Source organism: Mesoflavibacter zeaxanthinifaciens subsp. sabulilitoris, assembly GCF_014191595.1.
GTDB lineage: Bacteria > Bacteroidota > Bacteroidia > Flavobacteriales > Flavobacteriaceae > Mesoflavibacter > Mesoflavibacter zeaxanthinifaciens.
In genome coordinates this window covers 23,660-45,248 of the sequence record NZ_JACHWV010000001.1, presented here as the reverse complement: position 1 = coordinate 45,248, position 21,589 = coordinate 23,660, and the positions used below count along the sequence as shown (strand labels likewise).

The following is a 21,589-nucleotide window of genomic DNA, read 5'->3' as shown; positions in this document are numbered from 1 at the left end:
GCTTTTATCTTCTAATTCTTTTTTTTCTGTTGGTTTCGTAATCTTCAAAAATCATTTCGCCCAAACCTTTTAAGCCTGTATAAAATGCTTTTCCTTGATTGGCTTGTGTAAATTCTCTTACAAATTGCATTAAATAACGGTCTTGAGCAATCATAAATGTAGTAATTGGGATATGTAATTTTCTGGCTTGTTGCGCCATAGCATAACACTTGTTGGTTATGTATGGATTTAGTCCGTTACTATCTTTATAATAAGTACCATCTGGTAAACGCAAGCAACTTGGTTTACCATCTGTAATCATAAAAATTTGCTTGTTTGTGTTTCGTTTTCGTCTTAATAAATCCATTGCTAATTGCAAACCAGCAACTGTATTTGTGTGATACGGACCAACGTTTAAATACGGTAAATCTTTAATTTTTATTGGCCAAGCATCGTTACCAAAAACCAAAATATCTAAAGTGTCTTTTGGGTATCTGGTCGTTATTAATTCGGCTAACGCCATAGCAACTTTTTTTGCTGGTGTGATTCGGTCTTCACCATACAAAATCATACTGTGACTAATGTCTATCATTAGTACGGTACTCATTTGTGATTTATGGTTAGTTTCTTCTACAACCAAATCATTTTCAGTAAGATTAAAATTACCAATACCATGATTGATTTGTGCATTTTTCAAACTTTCAGTAACAGAAACTTTATCCAAATTGTCTCCAAATTGGTATGCTCTAAAATCGCCAGTATGCTCGTCTCCTACTCCAATACTTTTGCTTTTGTGATTACCGCTACCGCTCTTTTTAATATTCCCAAAAATTTGCTCTAAAGCAGATTGCCTTATAGCTCTTTCGGTTTTAGCGGTAATGGCGTTACCCTTTTTTCCGTCAGGTTTAATTTCTTCTCTTATGTAACCTTTCTTTTTAAGGTCTTCAATAAAGTCGTCTATAGTATACTCTGCGGTAGTTAAGTTATACTCGTCGTCAAGTTGCTTTAACCAATCTATAGCTTCATCAAAATCGCCAGAAGTATGTGTAATTAACTCTTTAAAAATTTCAAAAAGTTTTTCAAATGGAGTTTGCGAAGGTGCTTCGTAAGGTTTAAATACAAAGCCTTTTCTATGTGTTTTTTCGTTTTTCATTGCAGTATAAAAATACGACTTTTTAAAGTCAAAATTTATCCATTAACACCTTTTTAATAATTTGTTGCTTAACTTTAGGCAAACTAAATTAACTAATAATGAAAAAACTTTCCCTTTTACTATTTTTAATGATTTCGTTTTCAAGTTTTTCACAAGAAATAAACTTGGATTTACTTAAAAACATGAAACCTAGAAATATTGGTCCTGGTGGCATGTCTGGTCGTGTAACTGCTATAGATGTTGTACATAAAAACCCAGATGTAATGTATGTTGGAACTGCGTCTGGTGGACTTTGGAAATCTACTTCTGGTGGCATAAATTGGGAACCTATTTTTGAAAAAGAAGCGACTGCATCTATTGGTGCTGTGGCTATCCAACAATCAAATCCTAGCGTGATTTGGGTTGGAACTGGTGAAGGAAATCCTAGAAACAGTTTAAATGGCGGTTATGGTATTTATAAATCTTTAGACGCCGGAAAAACATGGCAACTTATGGGATTGGAAAAAACAAGACATATCCATCGCGTCATTGTAGACCCTACAAATCCTAATATTATTTACGTAGCTGCTATTGGTAGTCCTTGGGGAGAACATCCAGAACGTGGTGTTTTTAAAACTATTGATGGCGGAAAAACATGGAACAAAATCTTATTTGCTAATAATAAAACTGGTGCTGCAGATTTAGTAATGGATCCATCAAACCCTAACAAATTAATTGCTGCACTTTGGGAACATAAACGCGATCCTTGGTTCTTTAAATCTGGTGGAGAAGGTTCTGGTTTACACATTACCCATGATGGTGGAGAAACTTGGAAAAAAATAACCGATGAAGACGGTTTCCCTAAAGGCGAATTAGGTCGTATTGGTGTTGTGATTGCTAAAAATAAACCTAATGTTATTTATGCTTTAGTCGAAGCTAAAAAAAATGCACTTTATAAAAGTGAAGATGGTGGTTTTAAATGGAAAAAAATAAACGATAAATCTGATATTGGTAACAGACCTTTTTACTATTCTGAAATTTATGTTGATCCAGAAAATGAAAACCGTGTTTACTCTGTTTTCACCTATGTAAATGTAAGTGAAGATGGTGGTAAAAACTTTGATCAATTAATGCCAGCATACGGTTCTAGTAACGGTGTACATCCAGATCATCATGCATGGTGGATACATCCAGATAATGGTAATTTTATGATCGATGGTAATGATGGAGGATTGAATATTACTAAAGATGGCGGAAAAAATTGGCGCTTTATTGGCAACTTACCTGTGGCGCAATTTTATCATATTAATGTAGATAACGAGTATCCTTACAATGTTTATGGCGGAATGCAAGATAATGGATCATGGCGCGGACCAGCTTATGTATGGAAAGCACAAGGTATTCGTAACAGTTATTGGCAAGAAATAAGCTTTGGAGATGGTTTTGATGTTATTCCTGATAGAGATAACTCACAATATGGATGGACCATGAGTCAACAAGGGTATGTAAGTCGATACGACTGGAAAACAGGTAATAATTACACCGTGCAACCTACACATCCAGATAAAGATGTAAGACTTCGTTTTAATTGGAATGCTGCCATAAATATCGATCCCTTTGATAATAGCACGATTTATTTTGGTAGTCAGTTTGTACATAAATCTACTGACAAAGGTTTAACATGGGAAGTAATTTCGCCAGACCTAACCACTAATGATCCTGAAAAGTTAAAACAACACGAAAGTGGTGGGTTAACGATGGATGCAACAGGTGCAGAAAACCATTGTACGATACTAGTTATAGAACCATCTCCAGTAGAAAAAGATGTGTTTTGGGTTGGTACTGATGATGGAAAAATTCATATCACTCAAAACGGAGGACAAACATACAACGACGTGTCTAGTAATTTACCAGGATTACCAAAAGGAAGTTGGATTGCTCAAATAAAAGCTAGTAATAAAAATAAAGGTGAAGCATTGCTAGTAGCAAACGACTACAGACGTTTTAACTATTCACCTTATGTTTACAGAACAAAAAACTACGGAAAAACTTGGCAACGTATTGTAGATCAAAACGATGTAAAAAGTTATGCACTAGCTATAATTGAAGATTTAGAAGAACCAAACCTTATGTTTTTAGGTACAGATGACGGTTTATACATCTCGATAGACGCAGGAAACCAATGGACCAAATGGACTAACAACTTCCCTACTACGTCTGTTAAAGACTTAGTAATTCATCCACGTGAGCATGATTTAATTATTGGTACTTTTGGTCGTGCTGCATGGGTATTGGATGATATTAGACCGTTAAGAGCAATTGCAAAAAATAAAAACACACTTACAGAAACCATAACTTTATTTAATCCTCCAACCGCTTATCAAGCGGCATACCAACAACCTACAGGAAGTCGTTTTGGCGCAAACGCTATGTTTAATGGCGAAAATCGTGGTAGCGGAGCACGTTTTAGCTACTTTATTAATCCAAAAGATAAAAAAGAAGAAAGCCTTAAAGAGGATGAAAACAAAGAAGATTCTGAAAAAAACAGTCAAGAAACGGAAAATAAAGAAGTCATTAAATGGGATTCCATTTCACTTAAAATCTATGATAATAACAAATTAATTAGGACTTTAAAACAAAAAGCGCCTAAAGACAAAGGATTACACAAATGGACGTGGTATATGGATGAAAAAGGTGTAGATAGACCTTCACGTTCAACAAGAAAAAGAAAGAGAGAACCTAGCGGAGTTGATGTAAAACCAGGAACTTACAAAGCTGTATTAGAATATGGTGATCAAATTTCAGAAACAACTATCACCGTAAAATCGGACCCTAGATTAGACGTTTCTCAAGAAGCTATAAATGAAGTTTACAACACTTTAAAGCAATTAGAACAAATGCAACAAGTCGCTGCAGACGCTACAAAACAGCTTGCAGAAACCAAAGCATTAGCAGAAAAGTATAAAAAAGAACTTACCGATTTAGACAAAGATAAATACAAAGAAGACATCAAAACATCTAAAGACATTATAAAGAAGATAGATGAAGTTTTAGATATTTATCTTGGTAAGCAGGATAAAAGACAAGGTATTACTATGACGCTAGATGTTAGTGTAACAGACAGGCTAAGTAAAGCTAGATGGTATGTTGGATCAAGAAAAACTGGAATTACAGAAACAGAAAAAAAATTAATCAATCATGCTAAAAAAGACTTAGAAGCCGCTTTAAAAACAACTAATTTGTTTTTTGAAGATACTTTTAAACCATATTATCAAAAAATGCAAACTATTAACATGACAAAAACATTAGATAACATTAAAAACTTTAATTTAGATTAAACTATTTTAAAGAATTATTAACTATAGATATTTGCAAAAAGGCTTATTAGTAGTTAAATTTCTATGTCTAACCATAAAATTTAATATAATATGAAAAAGATAAGCCTTATTACACTAATATTAACCTTAGCTGTTTTTGTTGGATGTAAAGAAGATAAAAAGAAAATGGACACAGAAAAAACAGTTGCTGAAACGTCTAAAAAAGTAAAACTGAATTTAGAACCTAAAAGCGGTAGTGACGTTTCAGGATCTGCTGTTTTCACAGAGACTAATGGTGTTGTAGAGTTTACAGCCATGTTAAGTGGTTTAGAGCCTGGTACGCATGCCATTCACATACACGAAAAAGCGGATTGCTCTTCTGACGACGGAAAAAGTACCGGTGGACATTGGAATCCTACAGGAAGTTCTCACGGAAAATGGGGTAGCCCAGACGGCTTTCATAAAGGTGATATTGGTAATTTAACTGCTGATGAAAACGGAAAAGCAACTGTTACGTTAAAAACAGATTTGTGGTGTATAGGATGCCAAGATGACACCAAAAATGTAGTAGGAAAAGCTATTATCGTTCATTCTGGAGAAGATGATTTTACAACACAACCAACAGGAGCAGCTGGAGGAAGAATTAGTTGCGGAGGAATAATTAGATAACCAAAATAAATATAAAAACAAATGAGAAAAATTTCAATTTTACTATTAGCTATTACATTAAGTGTTTTTGTTAGTTGTAAAGAAGAAAAAAAAGAAACCACAACAACCGAAGACGTTAAAACAACTAAACAGTTTGTTGTAAAACCAGAAGCTACTTCTGTTAAATGGACTGCTTATAAAACAACAGACAAAGTTGGAGTTAATGGAGAGTTTACTACAGTAAAATTTGATAATAAATCTGGAGCAACTCCAGAAGAAGCATTAAATAACTTAAGCTTCTCTATCCCTGTAAGTAGCCTTTTTACTAATGATGCTACAAATACAAGAGATGCCAAAATTAAAAATTCATTTTTTGGATCAATGATAGATACAGATTTAATATCTGGAACATTAAAGTACAAAGATTCTAAATATGTAGCAAGCTTAACAATGAATGGTGTAACCCATGATTTACCTTTAGAAGTTGGTATAGAAGATGAAAGACGAGTAACGTTAAAAGGAACTATGGACTTAAATAACTGGAATGCTATAGAAGCCTTAAACGCACTTAATAAAGTTTGTTTTGACCTACATAAAGGTGCTGATGGTGTAAGTAAAACATGGGAAGATGTTGCTATTCAAATTGAAACTTATTTAAGAGAAAAATAAACTTAAATACAAATAGAAACTTAATTATAAAAAATCGCTCTCGGGCGATTTTTTATTTTATCATTTATCCTTATATTTAAAAAATAACTTCAAACCCTTATATGCAATTAGAATACTTAGTATCTCAATTTCAAAAGAAAGACGAAAAAGCTTTTGAAAAACTCTATAATATGTACAGTCAAAGCATGCATGGAGTTATTTATAACATTGTTAGAGACAATGAAATAGCTGAAGAAGTCATGCAAGACGTCTTTATAAAAGCGTGGGAAAAAGCAGATAGTTACAACTCTAGTAAAGGTAGATTTTTTACTTGGCTTTTAAATATATCTCGCAACGCTGCAATAGACAAAACTAGATCTAAAGCTTTTAAAAAATCTAGCAAAAACCTTAACTCCGATTATTTCGTAGATATAATACACTCATCAGATAACTTAGGAAGTAAGACTGATGCTATTGGTATAAAAAAGTTTGTAGATAAACTAGCAGAAAAATGTGTTAAGATTATAGAGCTACTTTACTTTAAAGGTTATACCCAAAAAGAAGCTTCAGAAGAGCTAGATATGCCAATAGGCACAATAAAAACAAGAAATAGAAATTGTATCCAAGAACTAAGAGATTCAGTATTATAAAATGAATATTAACGAATACATACAATCTGGAATATTAGAACTTTATGTTGCAGGACAACTTTCTGAAAAAGAAAACAAGGAGGTTTATGACTTAATGCTTAAACATCCGGAAGTTTTACAGGAAGTATTACAAATAGAAGCTGCATTTATAAAATTATCTAATAGCATAGCTCCAGAGCAACCTGTTGCTTATAGCACTATTAAAGCGCACTTAAGTAACAGAAACGATAAAGTTGTACAGTTACCAAAAGAGAAAAACAGAAATTGGTTTACTTACACAGGTTGGGCAGCTGCAGTAATAGTTGGTGCTGGCTTATTGTGGACCTTAAACCAAAAACAGCAATTAGAAACCGAGGTAACTACAATAAACACAGAAAAAGAATTTTTAGAAATTCAAATAGAAGACTCAAAATCTAAGTTAGCCGAAACTAAAAATCTGCTTAACGTAATAAGAGATAGAAACATTATTAAGGTACCTTTAGAAGGTCAAGCAGCTTATCCTGATGCCTATGCAACAGTTTATTGGGATGAAAATAATGATCAAATTTATTTAGACTTACAAGGTCTACCTGAACCTCCAGAAGGAAAAGTATACCAAGTTTGGTCTTTATTATTAAATCCGCTTACACCAACAAGTTTAGGTACAATAGACGATTTTATGCAGGATGATAATAAGATATTTAAGCTAGATAATGCCAACAAATCTCAAGCATTTGGTATTACCTTAGAGCCTGCTGGTGGTAGCCAATCGCCTACATTAGAGCAATTATATACGTTAGGTGCCTTAGCCTCTAACTAATATTTAAATACATGTAAAAAGAAAGCACTTCTTAAATGAAGTGCTTTTTTATTTTCTATTTTTTACTACCAATTTATATTCTTGAATAGAATAAAAAACCTCATCATTCCTTATTTCAAAATTTAATTGTTTTAAGCTAATATTAAATACACATAGTTAACGTAATTATTTATAGCTACTTAAACAACATAGTTAAAAAAAAGAAATGCCTAAAAAGTATAAACTAATTAGACATTTCCTACAAACTAACAAAAAACAAACCTTACTTTTTCATAGCATTAACCTATTTGTTAGTTCTTTATATCAATTCCCTTAAATCGATAGCTAACATATTTACGTAATTATGAATAGCAAGGTTTTATTTTTTTATTCTTTTTTTAAAAAGAATAACTTAATGTTGTTCTAAAGTTGAATGGCGTACCTGGTGTAAAGTGAATTTCTTCAACAGGCGCAACTTCATTTTCTAATCTAGACTCGGTTAAAAACTGAGTTTCTTTCCATTCTGTATCAAATAAATTTTCAATAATAACACCTAATTTCCAGTGTTTATTAAAGCTATAGTTTAAGTTAAAATCGGTTACAAAATATCCTTCTGCTGCTATACTGTTATCTTCGTTTGCAGGTCTATCATCAATATATCTGTAGTTAATTGCTCCAGAAAACTTATGAAAATCTTTAACCGATAATCCACCAACTAAAGTAAAATCTGGCGCTAATGGTATATAATCTTCTCCATCTTCAGCTTCTAGACTTCTCGCTTTTGTAAACGTTGCATCTGTATTAAAATAGAAATAATCGTTTAACTGAAATCTTACACCTAAATCTAATCCGTAACGTTCAGATTCTCCACTTGGTTCTACAATTCCGGCGTCACCTACATAAACAAATTCTTCTTCAGAAAACAAGTACCATAATGTTGTATTAAGTACAATTTTTTGTGTTGGTTTCCAGATATTTCCAAAATCTACACCATACGCTTTTGGTAACGCTTTATCTACTTCGTTATTTAATACAATTCTGGCGTCGTTAGAATGGAATCCTATTCCTGATTTTAAAAACCATTGTAAATTTTCGTTTTGATTAAATTGAAAATTAAGTTTAGGCAATACAGCTACTTCTGTATTTGTTTGTAAATCGTAAGTTTCACTTAACTTGTTATTATATTGAAAGTTGAAATACTCTAACCTTAATCCTGGAGTGATGCTAAATTTTCCTAAGTCAATTTCGGCATTAACAAAAGCATTCATATTACGTTGATACACATCTCCTAATTGGATATAATCTAAAGTTGTCTTTCTATTTAATGTGTGTGATAACTCTATGTCTTTAATATCGTCAAAACGTAATCCTAAACCAGCTGTATAATTTATATCAAAAGAATTATAATTAACTTCTTTATTAAACTGCGTGTTTAATCCAAAAATATCACGATTTTCTTTTTGTTTAATTTGATCACCGTTAACAGGATCTTCTAAAAAGAAGGTAAAGTTTGAGTATAATTCGAAATTATATTTAGAGTAAAACACATTACTTTGCATAGCAATATCATTATCTAAAATGGTGCTAAACTGTACATTGACATTGCTTCTACTTGTATATCCTCCTTCTGTATCATCTATAGCACCAAAGTTAGAAATGTTACCATTGTTAACTTCTCTAACAGGAATTTGACCTGATGCGTCCCATTTACTTGTAAAATGACTAACCGTTAATCCTAATTTTGAATTATCGTTTAAATACGCATTATACTTACCCATAAGGTTTAATCTGTCAAAATTTTGAGGTGACTCAAAAGGTCCATCTGTTTCAATATATTCTAATGCTACATATGCATTTTGAGATGCTTTGTTTTCTAAAAGATTAAACATACCTAAAGTACGTAAAGTGTTAAACTGTCCTGTTGTAAAGCTAATTGTACTGTTATCTAAGCTGCTTTTTGTTCTAAAATCTACAAAACCTGCAGTATTAAAATCTCCGTGATCTGAGTAATACGGACCTTTACCAAAGTTAATTTTCTCAATAGTTTCTGGTATTAAGAAGTGTAAATCACTATAACCTTGTCCGTGTGCATGAGATACCATATTTACTGGCATACCATCTACACTTAAAGCTACATCTGTACCATGATCAATATCAAAACCACGTAAAAATAATTGTTCTGCTTTTCCGCCACCAGCATGTTGACCTATGATTAATCCTGGCACTTTTCTTAAAATTTCTTGAGAAGAATTAATCGGATTGGTTTCTAAATCTATTTGAACAATGCTACTTAAAACATCTGTTGGTTGTGATAACACCAACTCGTCTAACATAAACGCTTTTGGTTTTAAATCTATAACTAGATTAGCAATTAAATTATCTGTTAAGGTTACTTCTTGTTTTTCGTAACCTAAAAGTCCTATTAGTAATACGTCACCAACGTTGGTATTACTAATTTCAAATTGACCTAACTGATTTGAATGTGAATGACTTTTTGAAGTTTGGTTGTAAATGTAAGCGTCTTCAATAGGTTGATTGTTGCTTACAACTGTTCCTTTAATTTGTGCAGATAAGGACATAGTTGTTCCTATCATTACAAATAGTAATAATAATTTTTTCATAAGGTTTGTTGTTAGTTGATTATAGTTTTAACACCTGTTTTGTGGTTACAGGTCCAAGCTCGTAACTACTAGCTAGTAGTTCGTTTTTTAAAGCTGTTACTTTGTCTGTTTTTCCGTTAGCTTTGTAGATTTTTGCCATGTGGTATTGTGCTTCTGGTTCAAAGGTTTTATTAGCTACAAAAGTATCAATAATTTCTAAAGCTTTTTCTTTTTTACCTGTGTTAAAATAGCTCCAAGCTAATAAATCGTAAGACATTGGTGTTGGTCTATTTTGTACTTCTATTTTAGCTAACTCTACAGCTTTTTCGCTATTAACATCCGCTAACAATTTAGATGTATGCACGTTATACATATCTCCGTATTTAGGATTGTTTACACTATCTAAATAAATTTTGAAATACTTATTTTTTTGTACTGTATCACCTTCAAATTCAGCTAACTCTGCTTTAAACAAATAGTAATCTGGAGATTGATGCTGTTTTTCAATCTTTTCTAAGATTCTTTTAGCCTCTTCAGGATTATTTTCATGTGCGTAAACAATCCAAGCTATTCCTTTTTTTGCGTAAGCATTATCTGGGTTTAATTGTAATGCTTTTAAATAATTATTATAAGAGTTTTCTATTTGACCATCATGACCATAAAAATCGGCTAGATTAGTATATGTCCATTGTTTAATTTCGTTTAATTGAGAAGATTCTGCTATAGTCTGTGCTTTTTCTAGATATTTAATTGCAGAAGCTAAGTCTCCTTTATAGTCACTCCATTTTGACAATCTAATTAAATACCCAAAATCACTTAAGTCTTTAACTTTAGTTAAATAGTCTTTTGCTTGTTCATAATTACCAAGTTCCATGTGCACATCAAAAAGCATTTTTTGTGTCCCTTCAAGGTTTTCTCCATTAATTTTAGCTTTTTCTAATACGTTTAAAGCTTCTTTAAATTTGTGTTGAGAAATGTAATTTCTTGCTAAGCTTCGTAAATAGCCTGCATTGTTGTATTTGGTAATTTTATTTACCTCTAAAAGATTTTCTTCAGCTTTTTTTAAATAATCTATATTTCCTGTAGCTGTAAACAACTTACTTTCTGCAGCTGCTAACTTAGCTAGATATGGGTATTGGTTTGGAGTCTCTTTATATTTGTTTTTCCAGAAACTATAATCTTCTTCTATTTTACTTAATATCGTATTGTCTGGATTAGTAATGTAGATTTCGTAATCTGATGTTTTAGTAATCTTACTGGGTTTTTCTTTACAACTACTTGCCAAGACAAATGCAAATAGTAATAATATAATATTGGTTTTCATTGTTTTTGTTTTTTGTAGTTTGTTTGTTGTAATAAGTAGGTAAATTAAGGAGTACTTTGGGGAAATACTCCTTAATTAAAATAGTCTACCAAGGAGATGCTAAGTAAGGAAAAGACGTCAAAAACGGCTTATCATTTGCATCTACATGATCATCTGAAAGCGAAGGGTTTTCTGTACCATCTTCACCACCAAAGATAAGTAGTAGTTCTACTGAAATAACATCGTCTGCTAATGCACGACCTGTTAATACGTTAGTCCCGTCAAAGAAAGTAGTTGTACCATCTAGTGACACATTAAGTACATCTGTAGCTAATAACCCAGTAAATGTTGGCGCATCTAAACCTAATGCATTTTGGTCTCCTGGATTTGCATATGCAGGACTTAAACCTGTTAAGTTAGTTTCGAACATAGATTGAAACGCTGCATTTTGATCTGTAGGAATAGTTGTATTAAACATATCTTTTGAAGATGATGATACAAATACGGTATTTACTGCTGGTCTACCCATTTGATCATTTTGAGCATACGTCCCTGAAAAATCTGGTTCTTGTTGCGTTGGTATTTGAGTAAAGTCATCGTCGTTAGAACAACTAACAGCAGCTAATGCAAATACTGCGATGCTAAATATTTTATATATAGATTTCATAATTTTTAATTTAAAAGTTTAATTATTGTTTAGTTTTAGTTTCTACCCAAGTATTGATAGTTCCTGTACCGCCAATAGAAGATTTTGGTACTTCAATAACAACAGACATTACGTTTGTTCCTGCAAAAGTATCTGTACCTGGATCGTTAAAACCTGAAGCATTTCCTGCAATAATCTCTCCGTATTGCGCAAAATCCATAAAGAAAGGATCGTCTCTTGGTCCTGCAAAAGCTTTAATGTTTCCGTTAGTTTCAATAATTGCATTGCTTCCGTAAGAAGTAATATCTACAACTGTTACATCTGCAGAAGTATTAATCATACTGTTTAACCCAGTTGCAGACGGTGCAAATGGTCCAAAAAAGTACATTTTTCCGTCTCTTGGTACTGCTTGTATTACTAAGTCTTCAACATTGTCTCCTGTGTTGTCAATATTAAATTCTATCATAACGTTTTCATCGAAAGCAGCGCTTGCTGATGCTGATGGACTAAGTAACCCTTGCACATTTGCAGCAAATACTAAGTTGTCCGTGTCTTCGCCCTGAAAGGCATAAAAATCTGTGATATCACTTGTACCACCTGATACTGCAGGCGCATCAATATGGTCTGCAGATAAAAAGAAGTAGCCTGCAATTGCAAAAATGCTAACTCCTAATACTAGTTTTAAATTTTTCATAATGTCTGAGATTTTGTTAATTATTATTTTTGGTTCTCAACACTACCTACGCAATTATTTAACTTAAGGTTTTATTAAAATTTTGTTAAAGAAAATTTGAAGTGATAAAATCAGATTAAAAATATATCTTTACCATCTATTTATTTTAAGGCATGAACCCATCGGCTACAGGTTGGATAAAAAAATTAATAAAAGACTTAAACCCTAATATAGTCTTAAAAAATACGAGTCTTGAAAACTATTACGAAGCGTTTAGACATTGCGGATTTATCTATGGAAGCAACGTAGATATTGTTGCTAACCTTATCAAAAATAACGATTACGAAAGTGAAGAACTTTGCAAAATTAACTTAGTAATTGCATTACTTATCATTCATATTAATAGTGAAAGTGAAAATGATTTTTACACAGATGTTGATGCATTTTACAATGCTTTAAACAAAAAAAGATCTTCGTTTTTAAATATATTTATTGGAAATAAAGATAAAGAGGATAGTGTTGAAAGGATTATTAATAAGCGTATACAAATTGATGACAATCTAATAGACAAAAGCTTTAACTACTTTGTAACCAACGCCTTACTTTTTATTGATATTATTGCTTTTAGAGTTTACTTACAAGACAAAAGTATTAGTGATGATTTTTTAAGAGATCATGAAATTATTATAGAAAGTATTGTTATTAATACACTAAACGCAAAAAAACATAAGTCAAATTATGATGAAAATTTAATTGATCTTTTTGAGCAATCTGCAAGATACGAACATGAAAAAGTATTAGACTACAATCTAGCAATAGCTAAAGTAGAAACCGAAATTTTTGCAAAATATTGTTTAGATATGGCTGCTATGGCAACTTGGACAGATGCAAAAATTGATAGTAATGAAGAACTTTTTTTATCTGATCTAGGTAAACAGTTAAATTTAAGCAATCTGCATGTACACCAAGCATCTAGTAGCATAGCAAGTTTTTATAAAAAATTTAAAGAAGAAGTACCGCTTTTAGGATCAAAAAACATAGTAAAAACATTTTACGATAACTCTACAAGTTTTGTTTTAAAGTTAATTAAAAGAAACGGGAAACGTCTAACTAAAGAACTTAAAGAGAGTAAAGAGTTACTGCTATTATTATCTCAATCTACTATAAGAGACCTTTCTAAAGAAGAACAAAAAAAAGTACAAGACCAGTTATTAGATATTTTTAAATCTATACCAAGTCTTGCTATCTTTTTATTGCCTGGCGGCGCGTTATTACTACCAATTGTGGTTAAGTTTATACCTAAATTATTACCAAGTGCTTTTGATGATAACCGTATTGAAGAAGAAAAAAAGGAATAGTTAATCTAACCATTCCTTAAAATCTTTAACACGTTCTCTAGCTACAATGACATCATTTTCATTGTAAGAATTTAACTTAATTTGTAACCTGGAATTGGTATAACTTATAATGTCTTTAATAGCTTCTATGTTTACATAAAACTTACGATTTACTCTAAAAAACTGTGTTGGATCAATCTCTTCTTCTAAAGCTTCTAAAGTGTTTTCTAACAAATAGTTTCTATTATCTGTAGTATGTAAGTATGTGCCTTTATTTTCGCTGTAAAAACATTCTATTTCATCTGTATTTACAAGCTTTATGTGTTGTCCTACTTTTATAGAAAAACGTTTTTTATATACTCTGTCAATTGGATTGACTAATAGTTTTTTTATGTCTTCAAAATCTAAAGACATATTAGTTTTTTGTGGTAATCTTGACTTATATTTTTGTACTGCTTGTTCTAAATCTTCTGCGTCAATTGGTTTAAGTAAATAGTCAATACTGTTAAGCTTGAAGGCTTGTAATGCGTACTCATCATAAGCAGTTGTAAATATTATAGCAGAATTAATCTCTATGGTTTCAAAAATTTCAAACGATAAACCATCACTTAATTGTATGTCTAAGAATATTAAATCTGGATGTGTATTGTTATTAAACCAGTTAATAGACTCTTCTACAGAATGTAAAAGCGTTGTAGCTTCTACATTTAGGTTGGTTAGCATACGTTGCAATCGTCTTGCTGATGGTTTTTCGTCTTCTATAATTATAACTTTCATTTTTATTTTTTTTATGAGTGGTTGATTATTGGCAACAGAAGTAATAAACTGCTTACTGCTTACTGCTTACTGAAAAAGAACTATTCCCACATAGACTCTTCTTTATCCATAAACTCTTTAATTTTTCTTTGTTCCCAATCTTTTCCAAAAAATACTCTAGGTCCAAAAACTCCTAGGAAATGAAAAAATAAACCTATTCCCCAAAATAATGGTGTTGATAACGTACCAAAATGCCATAAGGATCCGCCATTTAATACAATTGCTAAAATAATAAATATGTTTACTACGATGTATACCGCTAAATGCCAATAAAATCCTACTATTTTCTTTACTTTTTCTTTAGCTCTTTGGTAGGCTTCTTCTTTTAAAAATTCTTTTCTAGAAAAATTATCTTCGTAAGGTTGTATATCTGTATTTCTCATGATTTTTAATGATTTTTTGTTATTAATTCCAACGTTTTTCTTGTTCTTCTTCTCTCATAAATTGGTCTATTTTTCTTTGTTCCCAGCTGCGTCCAAATTTGCCATTATTTACAAATACTCTAAAGGCTTGTGCTGTTAGTCCAAATCCCCAACCTATCATAGGAAACCAAAACCATTGAATTGTAAATGGTGTAAATTTGTACCAAATAAAATATAAACTTGGTATAACGATACAGTAAGCTACTAGACTAAAATAAAACCCTTTTAATTCTTCTACGTGTTGTCTTGCTCGTGCATAACTGTCAAGCATTTTTGATTGTGATAATTGTTGTTGTCTCATAACTGATACTTGTTTTGTAAGCATTGGTAATGCAACTGCAAAACTGTTTGCTTCTTGATTGATGATTACTTTTTTATTTGTTAATAATTGGTAGCGTTGTCTAATGTTTGCTAATCCAACACCACTACTCTTTTTCAATATTTTTTTGGGTTGTAGATTATTTTTTACAACTAAATTTCCGTTGCTTTCAAATATTTTAATGTGTAACGGTTTACTACTTGTTACTACGTTATGTTTTACAGCATTTTCTAATAATAACTGTAGTGATAGTGGTACAACTTTACTTTCTGGGTTTTGTGCTTGTTCTGGTATTTCAAAAATTATACTATCTTCAAATCTGTTTTTTAATAAAGACATGTAGGTTTTTGCAAACTTTAGCTCTTCGTCAACTGTCACTAATTCTTTATTTTTCTGCTCTAATACATATCTATATACTTTTGATAAACTGGTTGTAAATTGCTGTGCTTTGTCTGGATTCTCTTCAATTAAACTGGTTAATACATTTAAGCTATTAAATAAAAAATGTGGATCTAATTGATTTTTTAAAGCATCAAACTTAGCACTAGCTGTTCCTGCAATTACTTTTTGCTCTTTTACCTTAGTTTCTTGTTTAGATTTTATATAGTAAACCGTATAAAATATAGCCGTAATGACTACAGATATAGTTAAAGACATCCAATAAAAAACAACTTTCTCATTTTGTAAAAACGATGTAGCATCTTGGTTATACCCATAAACTATTATTAAAAATCTAAGTATAAAAATGGTTGCTAATGATATAAATACTGAAGACAATAAAGCAACTAAAAGACGATTAAGTTTAAATAAGTCTTGCTTATACTTATTCATCATGTACGTTACAAAATAGGCGTTGGCTAAGTATAATGACACTGCAAATAATTGATTATAAAAAAAATCTAAAGCTAAATCTTGGTTAAAATCTAATGTGTTACCATTAGCCAATATAAATATGCCTCTAATTAAAAAGACTAGAACACCAATTGAAAAGGCTTTAGCGGTTTCTTTTAAAAATTTAATCATCTTATTTTATGTTAGTTTCTAAAGTTAAAAAGCACTTATTTTTGCTATACAAATTAGTGTTTTGATATGGATTAAAGGTAGTAAAAATAGGTGTTTTATCTGCTTTTGCTACTAAAGGTTTGTCTAGACCTTTTACTTGTCCTGTAACAGCCATTACAATTATTAATACGAGTTTAAACATGGTTTGTGTTTTAATTACAAGGCAAATATCTATTAAGAATTTAGGTTTTTAAAAATTGAAATACCGAACTGTTATTTTTTTATGACGAATTGTAGCTACGCAAAAAATAATTCTAATTTTGTGTAACATCTTCTTTATTTAAGCTACAAATAAGTACAACTAACTAAAAGATATTGGATAAACCATCAGAACATAATTTTGTAGAATTACTAGAAAAGCATCAAAATATTGTGCACAAAGTTTGTAGACTTTACACCAATAATTATGATGCACACAACGACTTATTTCAGGAGATTACCATACAACTATGGAAAGCCTTCCCGAAGTTTAGAGGTGATAGTAAATTTACAACTTGGATGTATAGAGTTGGTTTAAATACAGCAATTACATTGTATCGTAAATCTAAACGTCGTATAAAAACGCAAGAATTTGATGCTATACAATTTAAAATTAGTGCAGAAGAATATGACAGCACAGAAGAAGAACAATTAAAATTAATGTATCAAGCTGTACACCAATTAAATGACATTGAAAAAGCTCTAGTATTTTTATATCTAGAGGATAAAGATTACCGAGAAATTAGTGAGACCTTGGGAATTAGCGAAGTTAATGCCAGAGTGAAAATGAATAGAGTGAAAAAAAAGCTAAAAACCATTTTAAATCCGTAAAACATGGATGAATTAGAATTATTAAAGAAAGATTGGCAAAAAAACAATAACACTTTTGAAAAAAAATCAAGTAGTGATTTATATGCCATGTTACATAAAAAGTCGTCTAACATTGTAAAAACATTGTTTTACATAAGTATTGCAGAATTGTTATTTTGGATTTGTATAAATACTATACCAATGTTTACATCAGATGGATATAAACAAAAATTAGATGCAATGTATAGTGACGCTGCTTTTATAGGCATCACTATATTTACTTACGCAATAATTTTGTTATTTGTTTTCTTATTATACAAGTCCTACAAAAATATCTCGGTTACAGACAGTGCAAGAAAACTAATGAAAAACATCCTTAAAACTAGAAAGGTTATTAGATATTATGTAATCTATAATCTAGCAATGGTATTTGTTTCTATGGTATTTGGATTTATATATTCTTCTGGACACGATCCTGAATTAGCTGCACAAATAGAACATTTTAACACGCAACAATACATTGTAATGATTGCTATGTTTGTTATTGCAACATTAATATTTGGTATAGTTATTTGGTTATTTTACAAGTTACTTTATGGTATTTTATTAAAACGTCTTAACAAGAATTACAACGAACTTAAGAAAATGGAAGTTTAGAGAGAAAACACATTCTTCTTACTTCTAGCTTCGGACTTCTTACTTATGATAAAAACTCTCGTTGCTTATTTAGTTCTTCTTGAGCAAGTAATTCTTTCTCTGGGATTACTTTTAAAAATGAAGGATGTTGCTCTATAGCGTATTCTATTTTTTCAACAATATCTTGGATACTTTCATTCTCGTAATCAATTTTTAAAGGTTCTTTAATTTCAAAAGTTTGATAAACGTTTTTCTTTTTAATTCTTAGTCCTTTTTTGTCAAAACTTCTTCTAAAACCATCAATTACAATAGGTACAACCACAGGTTTGTAGTGTTTTATAATATGAGCTGTTCCTTTTCTAATAGGCTTAAAAGGTGTTGTAGTTCCTTGCGGAAATGTAACAACCCAACCATCATCTAAAGCGCGTTTTATTGCAGAAATATCACTCATTTTTACTTGACGATTAACGTCTTTTCCTTGACTACGCCAAGTACGCTCTATACTTATAGATCCTGTATAAGCAAAAATCTTTGGTAATAAACCAGATTTCATGGTCTCTTTTGCTGCAACATAATACATGTTTAGTTTAGGATTCCATAAATATCCTACATTCTTAATATTATCTTGTCTGTTTGATAAAGCAGCATTAAATACATGAAACATGGCAATAACATCTGCAAAATACGTTTGGTGATTAGATATAAATAAAACGTTTGTATCTGGTAATTGTCTTATAATTTCAGAACCTTCAATTTGTAACTCATTAAAGCCTCTATAGCGTCTGTGTGTTAAAAGACCTAAGATTCTGATTAACCATTTTTTTACAAAAAGTATATGTCCGAAAGGATTTTTTTTAAGTAATCCCATAGTGTGTTTAAGTTTTAAGGAGCTACAAATATAACAAATCAAAACACTTATAAAACCTGTTTTAATAAGTCTTTAACTTCGCTAAGCATCATTGCTGTTGCGCCCCAAACCAAATAATTACTTAAATTAAAGGCAGGCACCTCAACATCAACACCATAACTGGTTTTTACTGTTTTTTGGGTTAAGTTACTATCACTTAACAAATCTTTTAAGTAAACTTCTATTAAATCTTCTACTTCTGTTTCTTGTTTGACAAATTTTGGAGTTTGCTCTGCAATACCTAAATAAGGCTGAACTACAAAGTTACTTGGCGGAATATAAACTTGCGTCATTTCTTTGTAAACCGTTATTATTTCTGGTTTTATGCCAACCTCTTCATGGGTTTCTCTTAAAGCTGTTTGCATTAAATTTTGGTCAGAATGTTCTACTTTTCCACCAGGAAAACCAACTTGTGCCGAGTGTACACCTTTGTAAGTTTTTCTTAAAATTAAAATAAGTTTAGTTTGTAACTCTAAATCTGGATAAAACAACGCCATTACCGCACTTTGCCTAGCATGTTTCATCTTATCTTTTTGCTGTTGCAAAAGAGCTTCACGATAAGGTGGAGCCATTTTAAACTGAGATGTTTCGGCTGGTAGTGGTATATTTTTTATTTTTGACAATGCTATGGTAAAATCCTTAAAATTCATTTTAAAAATGCGCCTATTTCTTTTTTTTAGTCTTTGTCTTATTTTATTTAATTGTGAAGATAAGCAATCTAAGACTAAAACTAACTATAACAACTCCAAACAAGCTGCAGACACTGTAAAAACAGATACTAAAACGGTTAAAAAAGATTCGATTAAGAAAAAGGAATATCCTTATTTAACTGAAGAAAATGTTATGGACTTTTTCTTAGAATATGAAAAAGAAAACTTAGAGAATAAAGTACGCATTAAAACAAGCATGGGAGATATTGATATTTTATTGTTTGACGAAACCAAGTTTCATCGTGCTAACTTTATTTATTTAGCAAAAATTGGAGCTTTTGATAATACTCAGTTTCATCGTGTAGTTAAAAACTTTATCATCCAAGGAGGAAACACAGATGATATTAGAGTAGCCAGAAAACGACATAAAATAGGTCATTACTTATTACCTACAGATACTAAACGTGGTTTTACACATCATCGAGGTGTAATTTCTATGCCAAGTAGTGATATTGAAAACCCTCATAAATTAGCATCGCCTTATGAGTTTTTTATTACACAGCAAGACGCCTTTCATCTAGATGGTGATTACACTATTTTTGGAAAAGTTGTTAAAGGAATGGATGTTGTTGATAAAATAAACGCTGTAAAAACAGACGAGTCTGATTGGCCTTTTGTTAATGTATATATTAAAACTGTTGAAGTTTTAGAATAAACAATGCTACTAATCTTTATAAAGACTTGGTAAACTTACCTTAAACCTTACAGCTATTAACCTTACTATAATTACTACTAGACCAGAGATAACAAAAACAAAGTTTGTAACTACGGGTAACTGGCTTATAGCAAAATAAGTAATACCGCCTAATATACATGCGGTTGCGTAGATTTCTTTTCTAAAAATCACTGGTATTTCGTTACATAGAATATCTCTAATTACTCCACCAAAACAAGCACTCATCGTACCCAAAAAAACACAAATTATTGGATGCAAATCTGCCGAAATTCCTTTTTCAATTCCAATTACAGTATACAAACCAATACCAATTGTATCAAATAAAAACAATGATTTACGCAAGTAATCAATCTTATGTCTAAAAAGTACGGCAAATACTGTAGAGCCAAAAATAAAGTAGGCATAACTCATATCTTTCATCCAACTTACTGGTGTTTCGCCAATCAAAACATCTCTTAATGTTCCGCCACCAACTGCTGTTACAAACGCAATAATTAAAATACCAAATGCGTCCATACGTTTGTTAAGTGCTACAAGTACACCAGAAATTGCAAAAGCAATTGTTCCTAAAATATCTATGATGTAAAACATTGGATTGAAATTGTTTTTAAAATTTAATAGTAAGGGATACTTCGACTTTGCACTTCGACTGCGCTCAGCATAAGCGATTCACACACTTTTTTTTATAAAAAAAGTGGTTCTCAAAGATACTTCGACTACGCTCAGCATAAGCGATTCACACACTTTTTTTTTATAAAAAAAGTGGTTCTCTGCTTACATGTTTTGTGTGTAGTAATTATAATCTTTTATAACTGTGGAAATAAATTCCATATCATTACTTTCAACTTGGTGTCTAATTTCCATTACCTCAATTACTTTAGCTCTTAACTTAATTAATGTAGCGTAGTCTTTAGATTTTTTAGCAGCCAAATATGTTTCTTTAATAATACGTACATCATTATCTGACAACTTTATTACAGATGGATAAGTTGGTGTGTAATCGTCTTTAAGTTCTTCTAAAATGGTATGACTAATATTGACTTTATTTTTTAAAGCTATAACACCTGTTCCTGCTGTCATATCTCCTATTCTTTGGTTTTTATTACTAGTAACTACTGCAATTAACCCTATAATACCAGAAAACAAATTCAAATCTACTATTCTAAAAAACCATCTTACAATAAAGTCTGGAAAAGAAGCTTGATAGCCATCTATTTTAACTACTTTAATTTTTATTATTCGTTTTCCTGGTGTTTGTCCATCTAAAAGCGATTCAAAAATCAGAGAATAAAATATAGCTGGCAAATAAAAAAACACAACAACTGCACCTACAGACCATTGGTCCATATCTTTAGCCCAATCTTCAAAATTAAAAGCTTTAAACATTAATTGATAAACAACAATAACATAAGCTATTTTTATAATCCAATCTATAAGATATGCGAGCAAACGTTCGCCAACACTAGCTGCGACAAAATTTATATTTACGTTTTGTGTGGTATTTATTGATATATTGACCATAAGCTAAGGTCAAATGTAAG

General features: G+C 31.1%; 22 protein-coding genes. 9 read left to right on the top strand and 13 right to left on the bottom strand.

Annotated elements, in window-relative coordinates:
* Positions 1 to 4 precede the first annotated feature (4 nt).
* Positions 5 to 1,132, bottom strand: coding sequence for a vWA domain-containing protein (locus tag FHS04_RS00230; protein WP_106676961.1), 1,128 nt, complete (start codon positions 1,130 to 1,132; stop codon positions 5 to 7).
* Positions 1,133 to 1,230: 98 nt separating this feature from the next.
* Here FHS04_RS00230 and FHS04_RS00225 point away from each other — a divergent pair, with 98 nt between their 5' ends.
* The 5 genes from FHS04_RS00225 to FHS04_RS00205 all read left to right on the top strand — a co-directional run bounded on the left by FHS04_RS00225 (position 1,231) and on the right by FHS04_RS00205 (position 7,173).
* Positions 1,231 to 4,449 carry a VPS10 domain-containing protein gene (locus tag FHS04_RS00225; RefSeq protein ID WP_106676963.1) on the top strand — a complete coding sequence of 1,073 codons (3,219 nt, stop codon included), beginning with the start codon at positions 1,231 to 1,233 and terminating at the stop codon, positions 4,447 to 4,449.
* A 90-nt stretch (positions 4,450 to 4,539) separates the two neighbouring features.
* Positions 4,540 to 5,097: a superoxide dismutase family protein gene (locus FHS04_RS00220; protein ID WP_106676965.1), complete on the top strand. Its 558-nt coding sequence runs from the start codon at positions 4,540 to 4,542 to the stop codon at positions 5,095 to 5,097.
* Between the two features lie 21 nt (positions 5,098 to 5,118).
* Positions 5,119 to 5,745, top strand: coding sequence for a YceI family protein (locus tag FHS04_RS00215; RefSeq protein ID WP_027878606.1), 627 nt, complete (start codon positions 5,119 to 5,121; stop codon positions 5,743 to 5,745).
* Between the two features lie 101 nt (positions 5,746 to 5,846).
* The gene (locus tag FHS04_RS00210; protein WP_027878605.1) at positions 5,847 to 6,374 is read left to right on the top strand and encodes an RNA polymerase sigma factor; all 528 of its coding nucleotides are present in this window, start codon (positions 5,847 to 5,849) and stop codon (positions 6,372 to 6,374) included.
* 1 nt (position 6,375) lies between these two features.
* On the top strand, positions 6,376 to 7,173 hold the full coding sequence (locus tag FHS04_RS00205; protein WP_106676967.1) for an anti-sigma factor: 798 nt from the start codon (positions 6,376 to 6,378) through the stop codon (positions 7,171 to 7,173).
* 377 nt (positions 7,174 to 7,550) lie between these two features.
* Here the strand turns inward: FHS04_RS00205 and FHS04_RS00200 are convergent, their stop codons facing one another.
* The 4 genes from FHS04_RS00200 to FHS04_RS00185 all read right to left on the bottom strand — a co-directional run bounded on the left by FHS04_RS00200 (position 7,551) and on the right by FHS04_RS00185 (position 12,395).
* Positions 7,551 to 9,773, bottom strand: coding sequence for a TonB-dependent receptor (locus tag FHS04_RS00200; protein ID WP_106676969.1), 2,223 nt, complete (start codon positions 9,771 to 9,773; stop codon positions 7,551 to 7,553).
* Positions 9,774 to 9,792: 19 nt separating this feature from the next.
* The gene (locus tag FHS04_RS00195; protein WP_106676971.1) at positions 9,793 to 11,076 is read right to left on the bottom strand and encodes a tetratricopeptide repeat protein; all 1,284 of its coding nucleotides are present in this window, start codon (positions 11,074 to 11,076) and stop codon (positions 9,793 to 9,795) included.
* Positions 11,077 to 11,161: 85 nt separating this feature from the next.
* Positions 11,162 to 11,722, bottom strand: coding sequence for a DUF4331 family protein (locus FHS04_RS00190; RefSeq protein WP_027878601.1), 561 nt, complete (start codon positions 11,720 to 11,722; stop codon positions 11,162 to 11,164).
* A gap of 22 nt (positions 11,723 to 11,744) precedes the next feature.
* Entirely contained in the window at positions 11,745 to 12,395 is a 651-nt protein-coding gene (locus tag FHS04_RS00185; protein WP_106676972.1) for a DUF4331 family protein, read from the bottom strand.
* Positions 12,396 to 12,547: 152 nt separating this feature from the next.
* Between FHS04_RS00185 and FHS04_RS00180 the strand changes: the two genes are divergently transcribed.
* Positions 12,548 to 13,732: an LETM1-related biofilm-associated protein gene (locus FHS04_RS00180; protein WP_106676974.1), complete on the top strand. Its 1,185-nt coding sequence runs from the start codon at positions 12,548 to 12,550 to the stop codon at positions 13,730 to 13,732.
* On the opposite strand, the gene FHS04_RS00175 is transcribed toward FHS04_RS00180, so the two are convergent.
* The 4 genes from FHS04_RS00175 to FHS04_RS00160 form a co-directional block, all read right to left on the bottom strand.
* Positions 13,733 to 14,488: a LytR/AlgR family response regulator transcription factor gene (locus FHS04_RS00175; RefSeq protein ID WP_106676976.1), complete on the bottom strand. Its 756-nt coding sequence runs from the start codon at positions 14,486 to 14,488 to the stop codon at positions 13,733 to 13,735.
* Positions 14,489 to 14,568: 80 nt separating this feature from the next.
* Positions 14,569 to 14,910: a 2TM domain-containing protein gene (locus FHS04_RS00170; protein ID WP_027878597.1), complete on the bottom strand. Its 342-nt coding sequence runs from the start codon at positions 14,908 to 14,910 to the stop codon at positions 14,569 to 14,571.
* A 22-nt stretch (positions 14,911 to 14,932) separates the two neighbouring features.
* Positions 14,933 to 16,291 carry a histidine kinase gene (locus tag FHS04_RS00165; RefSeq protein ID WP_106676978.1) on the bottom strand — a complete coding sequence of 453 codons (1,359 nt, stop codon included), beginning with the start codon at positions 16,289 to 16,291 and terminating at the stop codon, positions 14,933 to 14,935.
* A 1-nt stretch (position 16,292) separates the two neighbouring features.
* Positions 16,293 to 16,472 carry a hypothetical protein gene (locus FHS04_RS00160; protein ID WP_106676980.1) on the bottom strand — a complete coding sequence of 60 codons (180 nt, stop codon included), beginning with the start codon at positions 16,470 to 16,472 and terminating at the stop codon, positions 16,293 to 16,295.
* Positions 16,473 to 16,645: 173 nt separating this feature from the next.
* On the opposite strand from FHS04_RS00160, the gene FHS04_RS00155 reads away from it, so the two are divergent.
* Positions 16,646 to 17,140, top strand: a complete 495-nt coding sequence (locus FHS04_RS00155) for an RNA polymerase sigma factor (RefSeq protein WP_027878594.1) — start codon at positions 16,646 to 16,648, stop codon at positions 17,138 to 17,140.
* A gap of 3 nt (positions 17,141 to 17,143) precedes the next feature.
* Complete coding sequence (locus tag FHS04_RS00150) at positions 17,144 to 17,776, top strand: hypothetical protein (protein WP_106676986.1); 633 nt, start codon at positions 17,144 to 17,146, stop codon at positions 17,774 to 17,776.
* Between the two features lie 43 nt (positions 17,777 to 17,819).
* Here FHS04_RS00150 and FHS04_RS00145 read toward each other — a convergent pair whose 3' ends face one another.
* Positions 17,820 to 18,623 (bottom strand): lysophospholipid acyltransferase family protein, encoded by an 804-nt coding sequence (locus tag FHS04_RS00145; protein WP_106676988.1) that lies wholly within the window; start codon positions 18,621 to 18,623, stop codon positions 17,820 to 17,822.
* A gap of 47 nt (positions 18,624 to 18,670) precedes the next feature.
* On the bottom strand, positions 18,671 to 19,312 hold the full coding sequence (locus tag FHS04_RS00140) for an NUDIX hydrolase (protein WP_106676990.1): 642 nt from the start codon (positions 19,310 to 19,312) through the stop codon (positions 18,671 to 18,673).
* A gap of 7 nt (positions 19,313 to 19,319) precedes the next feature.
* Here FHS04_RS00140 and FHS04_RS00135 point away from each other — a divergent pair, with 7 nt between their 5' ends.
* Complete coding sequence (locus tag FHS04_RS00135) at positions 19,320 to 20,027, top strand: peptidylprolyl isomerase (protein ID WP_106677041.1); 708 nt, start codon at positions 19,320 to 19,322, stop codon at positions 20,025 to 20,027.
* A 9-nt stretch (positions 20,028 to 20,036) separates the two neighbouring features.
* On the opposite strand, the gene FHS04_RS00130 is transcribed toward FHS04_RS00135, so the two are convergent.
* Both FHS04_RS00130 and FHS04_RS00125 read right to left on the bottom strand, forming a co-directional pair.
* Complete coding sequence (locus FHS04_RS00130; protein WP_027878589.1) at positions 20,037 to 20,639, bottom strand: trimeric intracellular cation channel family protein; 603 nt, start codon at positions 20,637 to 20,639, stop codon at positions 20,037 to 20,039.
* A gap of 183 nt (positions 20,640 to 20,822) precedes the next feature.
* Positions 20,823 to 21,569, bottom strand: a complete 747-nt coding sequence (locus FHS04_RS00125; protein WP_106676993.1) for an RDD family protein — start codon at positions 21,567 to 21,569, stop codon at positions 20,823 to 20,825.
* Positions 21,570 to 21,589 lie beyond the last annotated feature (20 nt).

Excerpts from the sequence above, each read along its gene's own strand:
- FHS04_RS00230 (WP_106676961.1), bottom strand. The coding sequence starts at position 1,132 with ATGAAAAACGAAAAAACACATAGAAAAGGCTTTGTATTTAAACCTTAC.
- FHS04_RS00225 (WP_106676963.1), top strand. The coding sequence starts at position 1,231 with ATGAAAAAACTTTCCCTTTTACTATTTTTAATGATTTCGTTTTCAAGT.
- FHS04_RS00220 (WP_106676965.1), top strand. The coding sequence starts at position 4,540 with ATGAAAAAGATAAGCCTTATTACACTAATATTAACCTTAGCTGTTTTT.
- FHS04_RS00215 (WP_027878606.1), top strand. The coding sequence starts at position 5,119 with ATGAGAAAAATTTCAATTTTACTATTAGCTATTACATTAAGTGTTTTT.
- FHS04_RS00210 (WP_027878605.1), top strand. The coding sequence starts at position 5,847 with ATGCAATTAGAATACTTAGTATCTCAATTTCAAAAGAAAGACGAAAAA.
- FHS04_RS00205 (WP_106676967.1), top strand. The coding sequence starts at position 6,376 with ATGAATATTAACGAATACATACAATCTGGAATATTAGAACTTTATGTT.
- FHS04_RS00200 (WP_106676969.1), bottom strand. The coding sequence starts at position 9,773 with ATGAAAAAATTATTATTACTATTTGTAATGATAGGAACAACTATGTCC.
- FHS04_RS00195 (WP_106676971.1), bottom strand. The coding sequence starts at position 11,076 with ATGAAAACCAATATTATATTATTACTATTTGCATTTGTCTTGGCAAGT.
- FHS04_RS00190 (WP_027878601.1), bottom strand. The coding sequence starts at position 11,722 with ATGAAATCTATATATAAAATATTTAGCATCGCAGTATTTGCATTAGCT.
- FHS04_RS00185 (WP_106676972.1), bottom strand. The coding sequence starts at position 12,395 with ATGAAAAATTTAAAACTAGTATTAGGAGTTAGCATTTTTGCAATTGCA.
- FHS04_RS00180 (WP_106676974.1), top strand. The coding sequence starts at position 12,548 with ATGAACCCATCGGCTACAGGTTGGATAAAAAAATTAATAAAAGACTTA.
- FHS04_RS00175 (WP_106676976.1), bottom strand. The coding sequence starts at position 14,488 with ATGAAAGTTATAATTATAGAAGACGAAAAACCATCAGCAAGACGATTG.
- FHS04_RS00170 (WP_027878597.1), bottom strand. The coding sequence starts at position 14,910 with ATGAGAAATACAGATATACAACCTTACGAAGATAATTTTTCTAGAAAA.
- FHS04_RS00165 (WP_106676978.1), bottom strand. The coding sequence starts at position 16,291 with ATGATTAAATTTTTAAAAGAAACCGCTAAAGCCTTTTCAATTGGTGTT.
- FHS04_RS00160 (WP_106676980.1), bottom strand. The coding sequence starts at position 16,472 with ATGTTTAAACTCGTATTAATAATTGTAATGGCTGTTACAGGACAAGTA.
- FHS04_RS00150 (WP_106676986.1), top strand. The coding sequence starts at position 17,144 with ATGGATGAATTAGAATTATTAAAGAAAGATTGGCAAAAAAACAATAAC.
- FHS04_RS00145 (WP_106676988.1), bottom strand. The coding sequence starts at position 18,623 with ATGGGATTACTTAAAAAAAATCCTTTCGGACATATACTTTTTGTAAAA.
- FHS04_RS00140 (WP_106676990.1), bottom strand. The coding sequence starts at position 19,312 with ATGAATTTTAAGGATTTTACCATAGCATTGTCAAAAATAAAAAATATA.
- FHS04_RS00135 (WP_106677041.1), top strand. The coding sequence starts at position 19,320 with ATGCGCCTATTTCTTTTTTTTAGTCTTTGTCTTATTTTATTTAATTGT.
- FHS04_RS00130 (WP_027878589.1), bottom strand. The coding sequence starts at position 20,639 with ATGTTTTACATCATAGATATTTTAGGAACAATTGCTTTTGCAATTTCT.
- FHS04_RS00125 (WP_106676993.1), bottom strand. The coding sequence starts at position 21,569 with ATGGTCAATATATCAATAAATACCACACAAAACGTAAATATAAATTTT.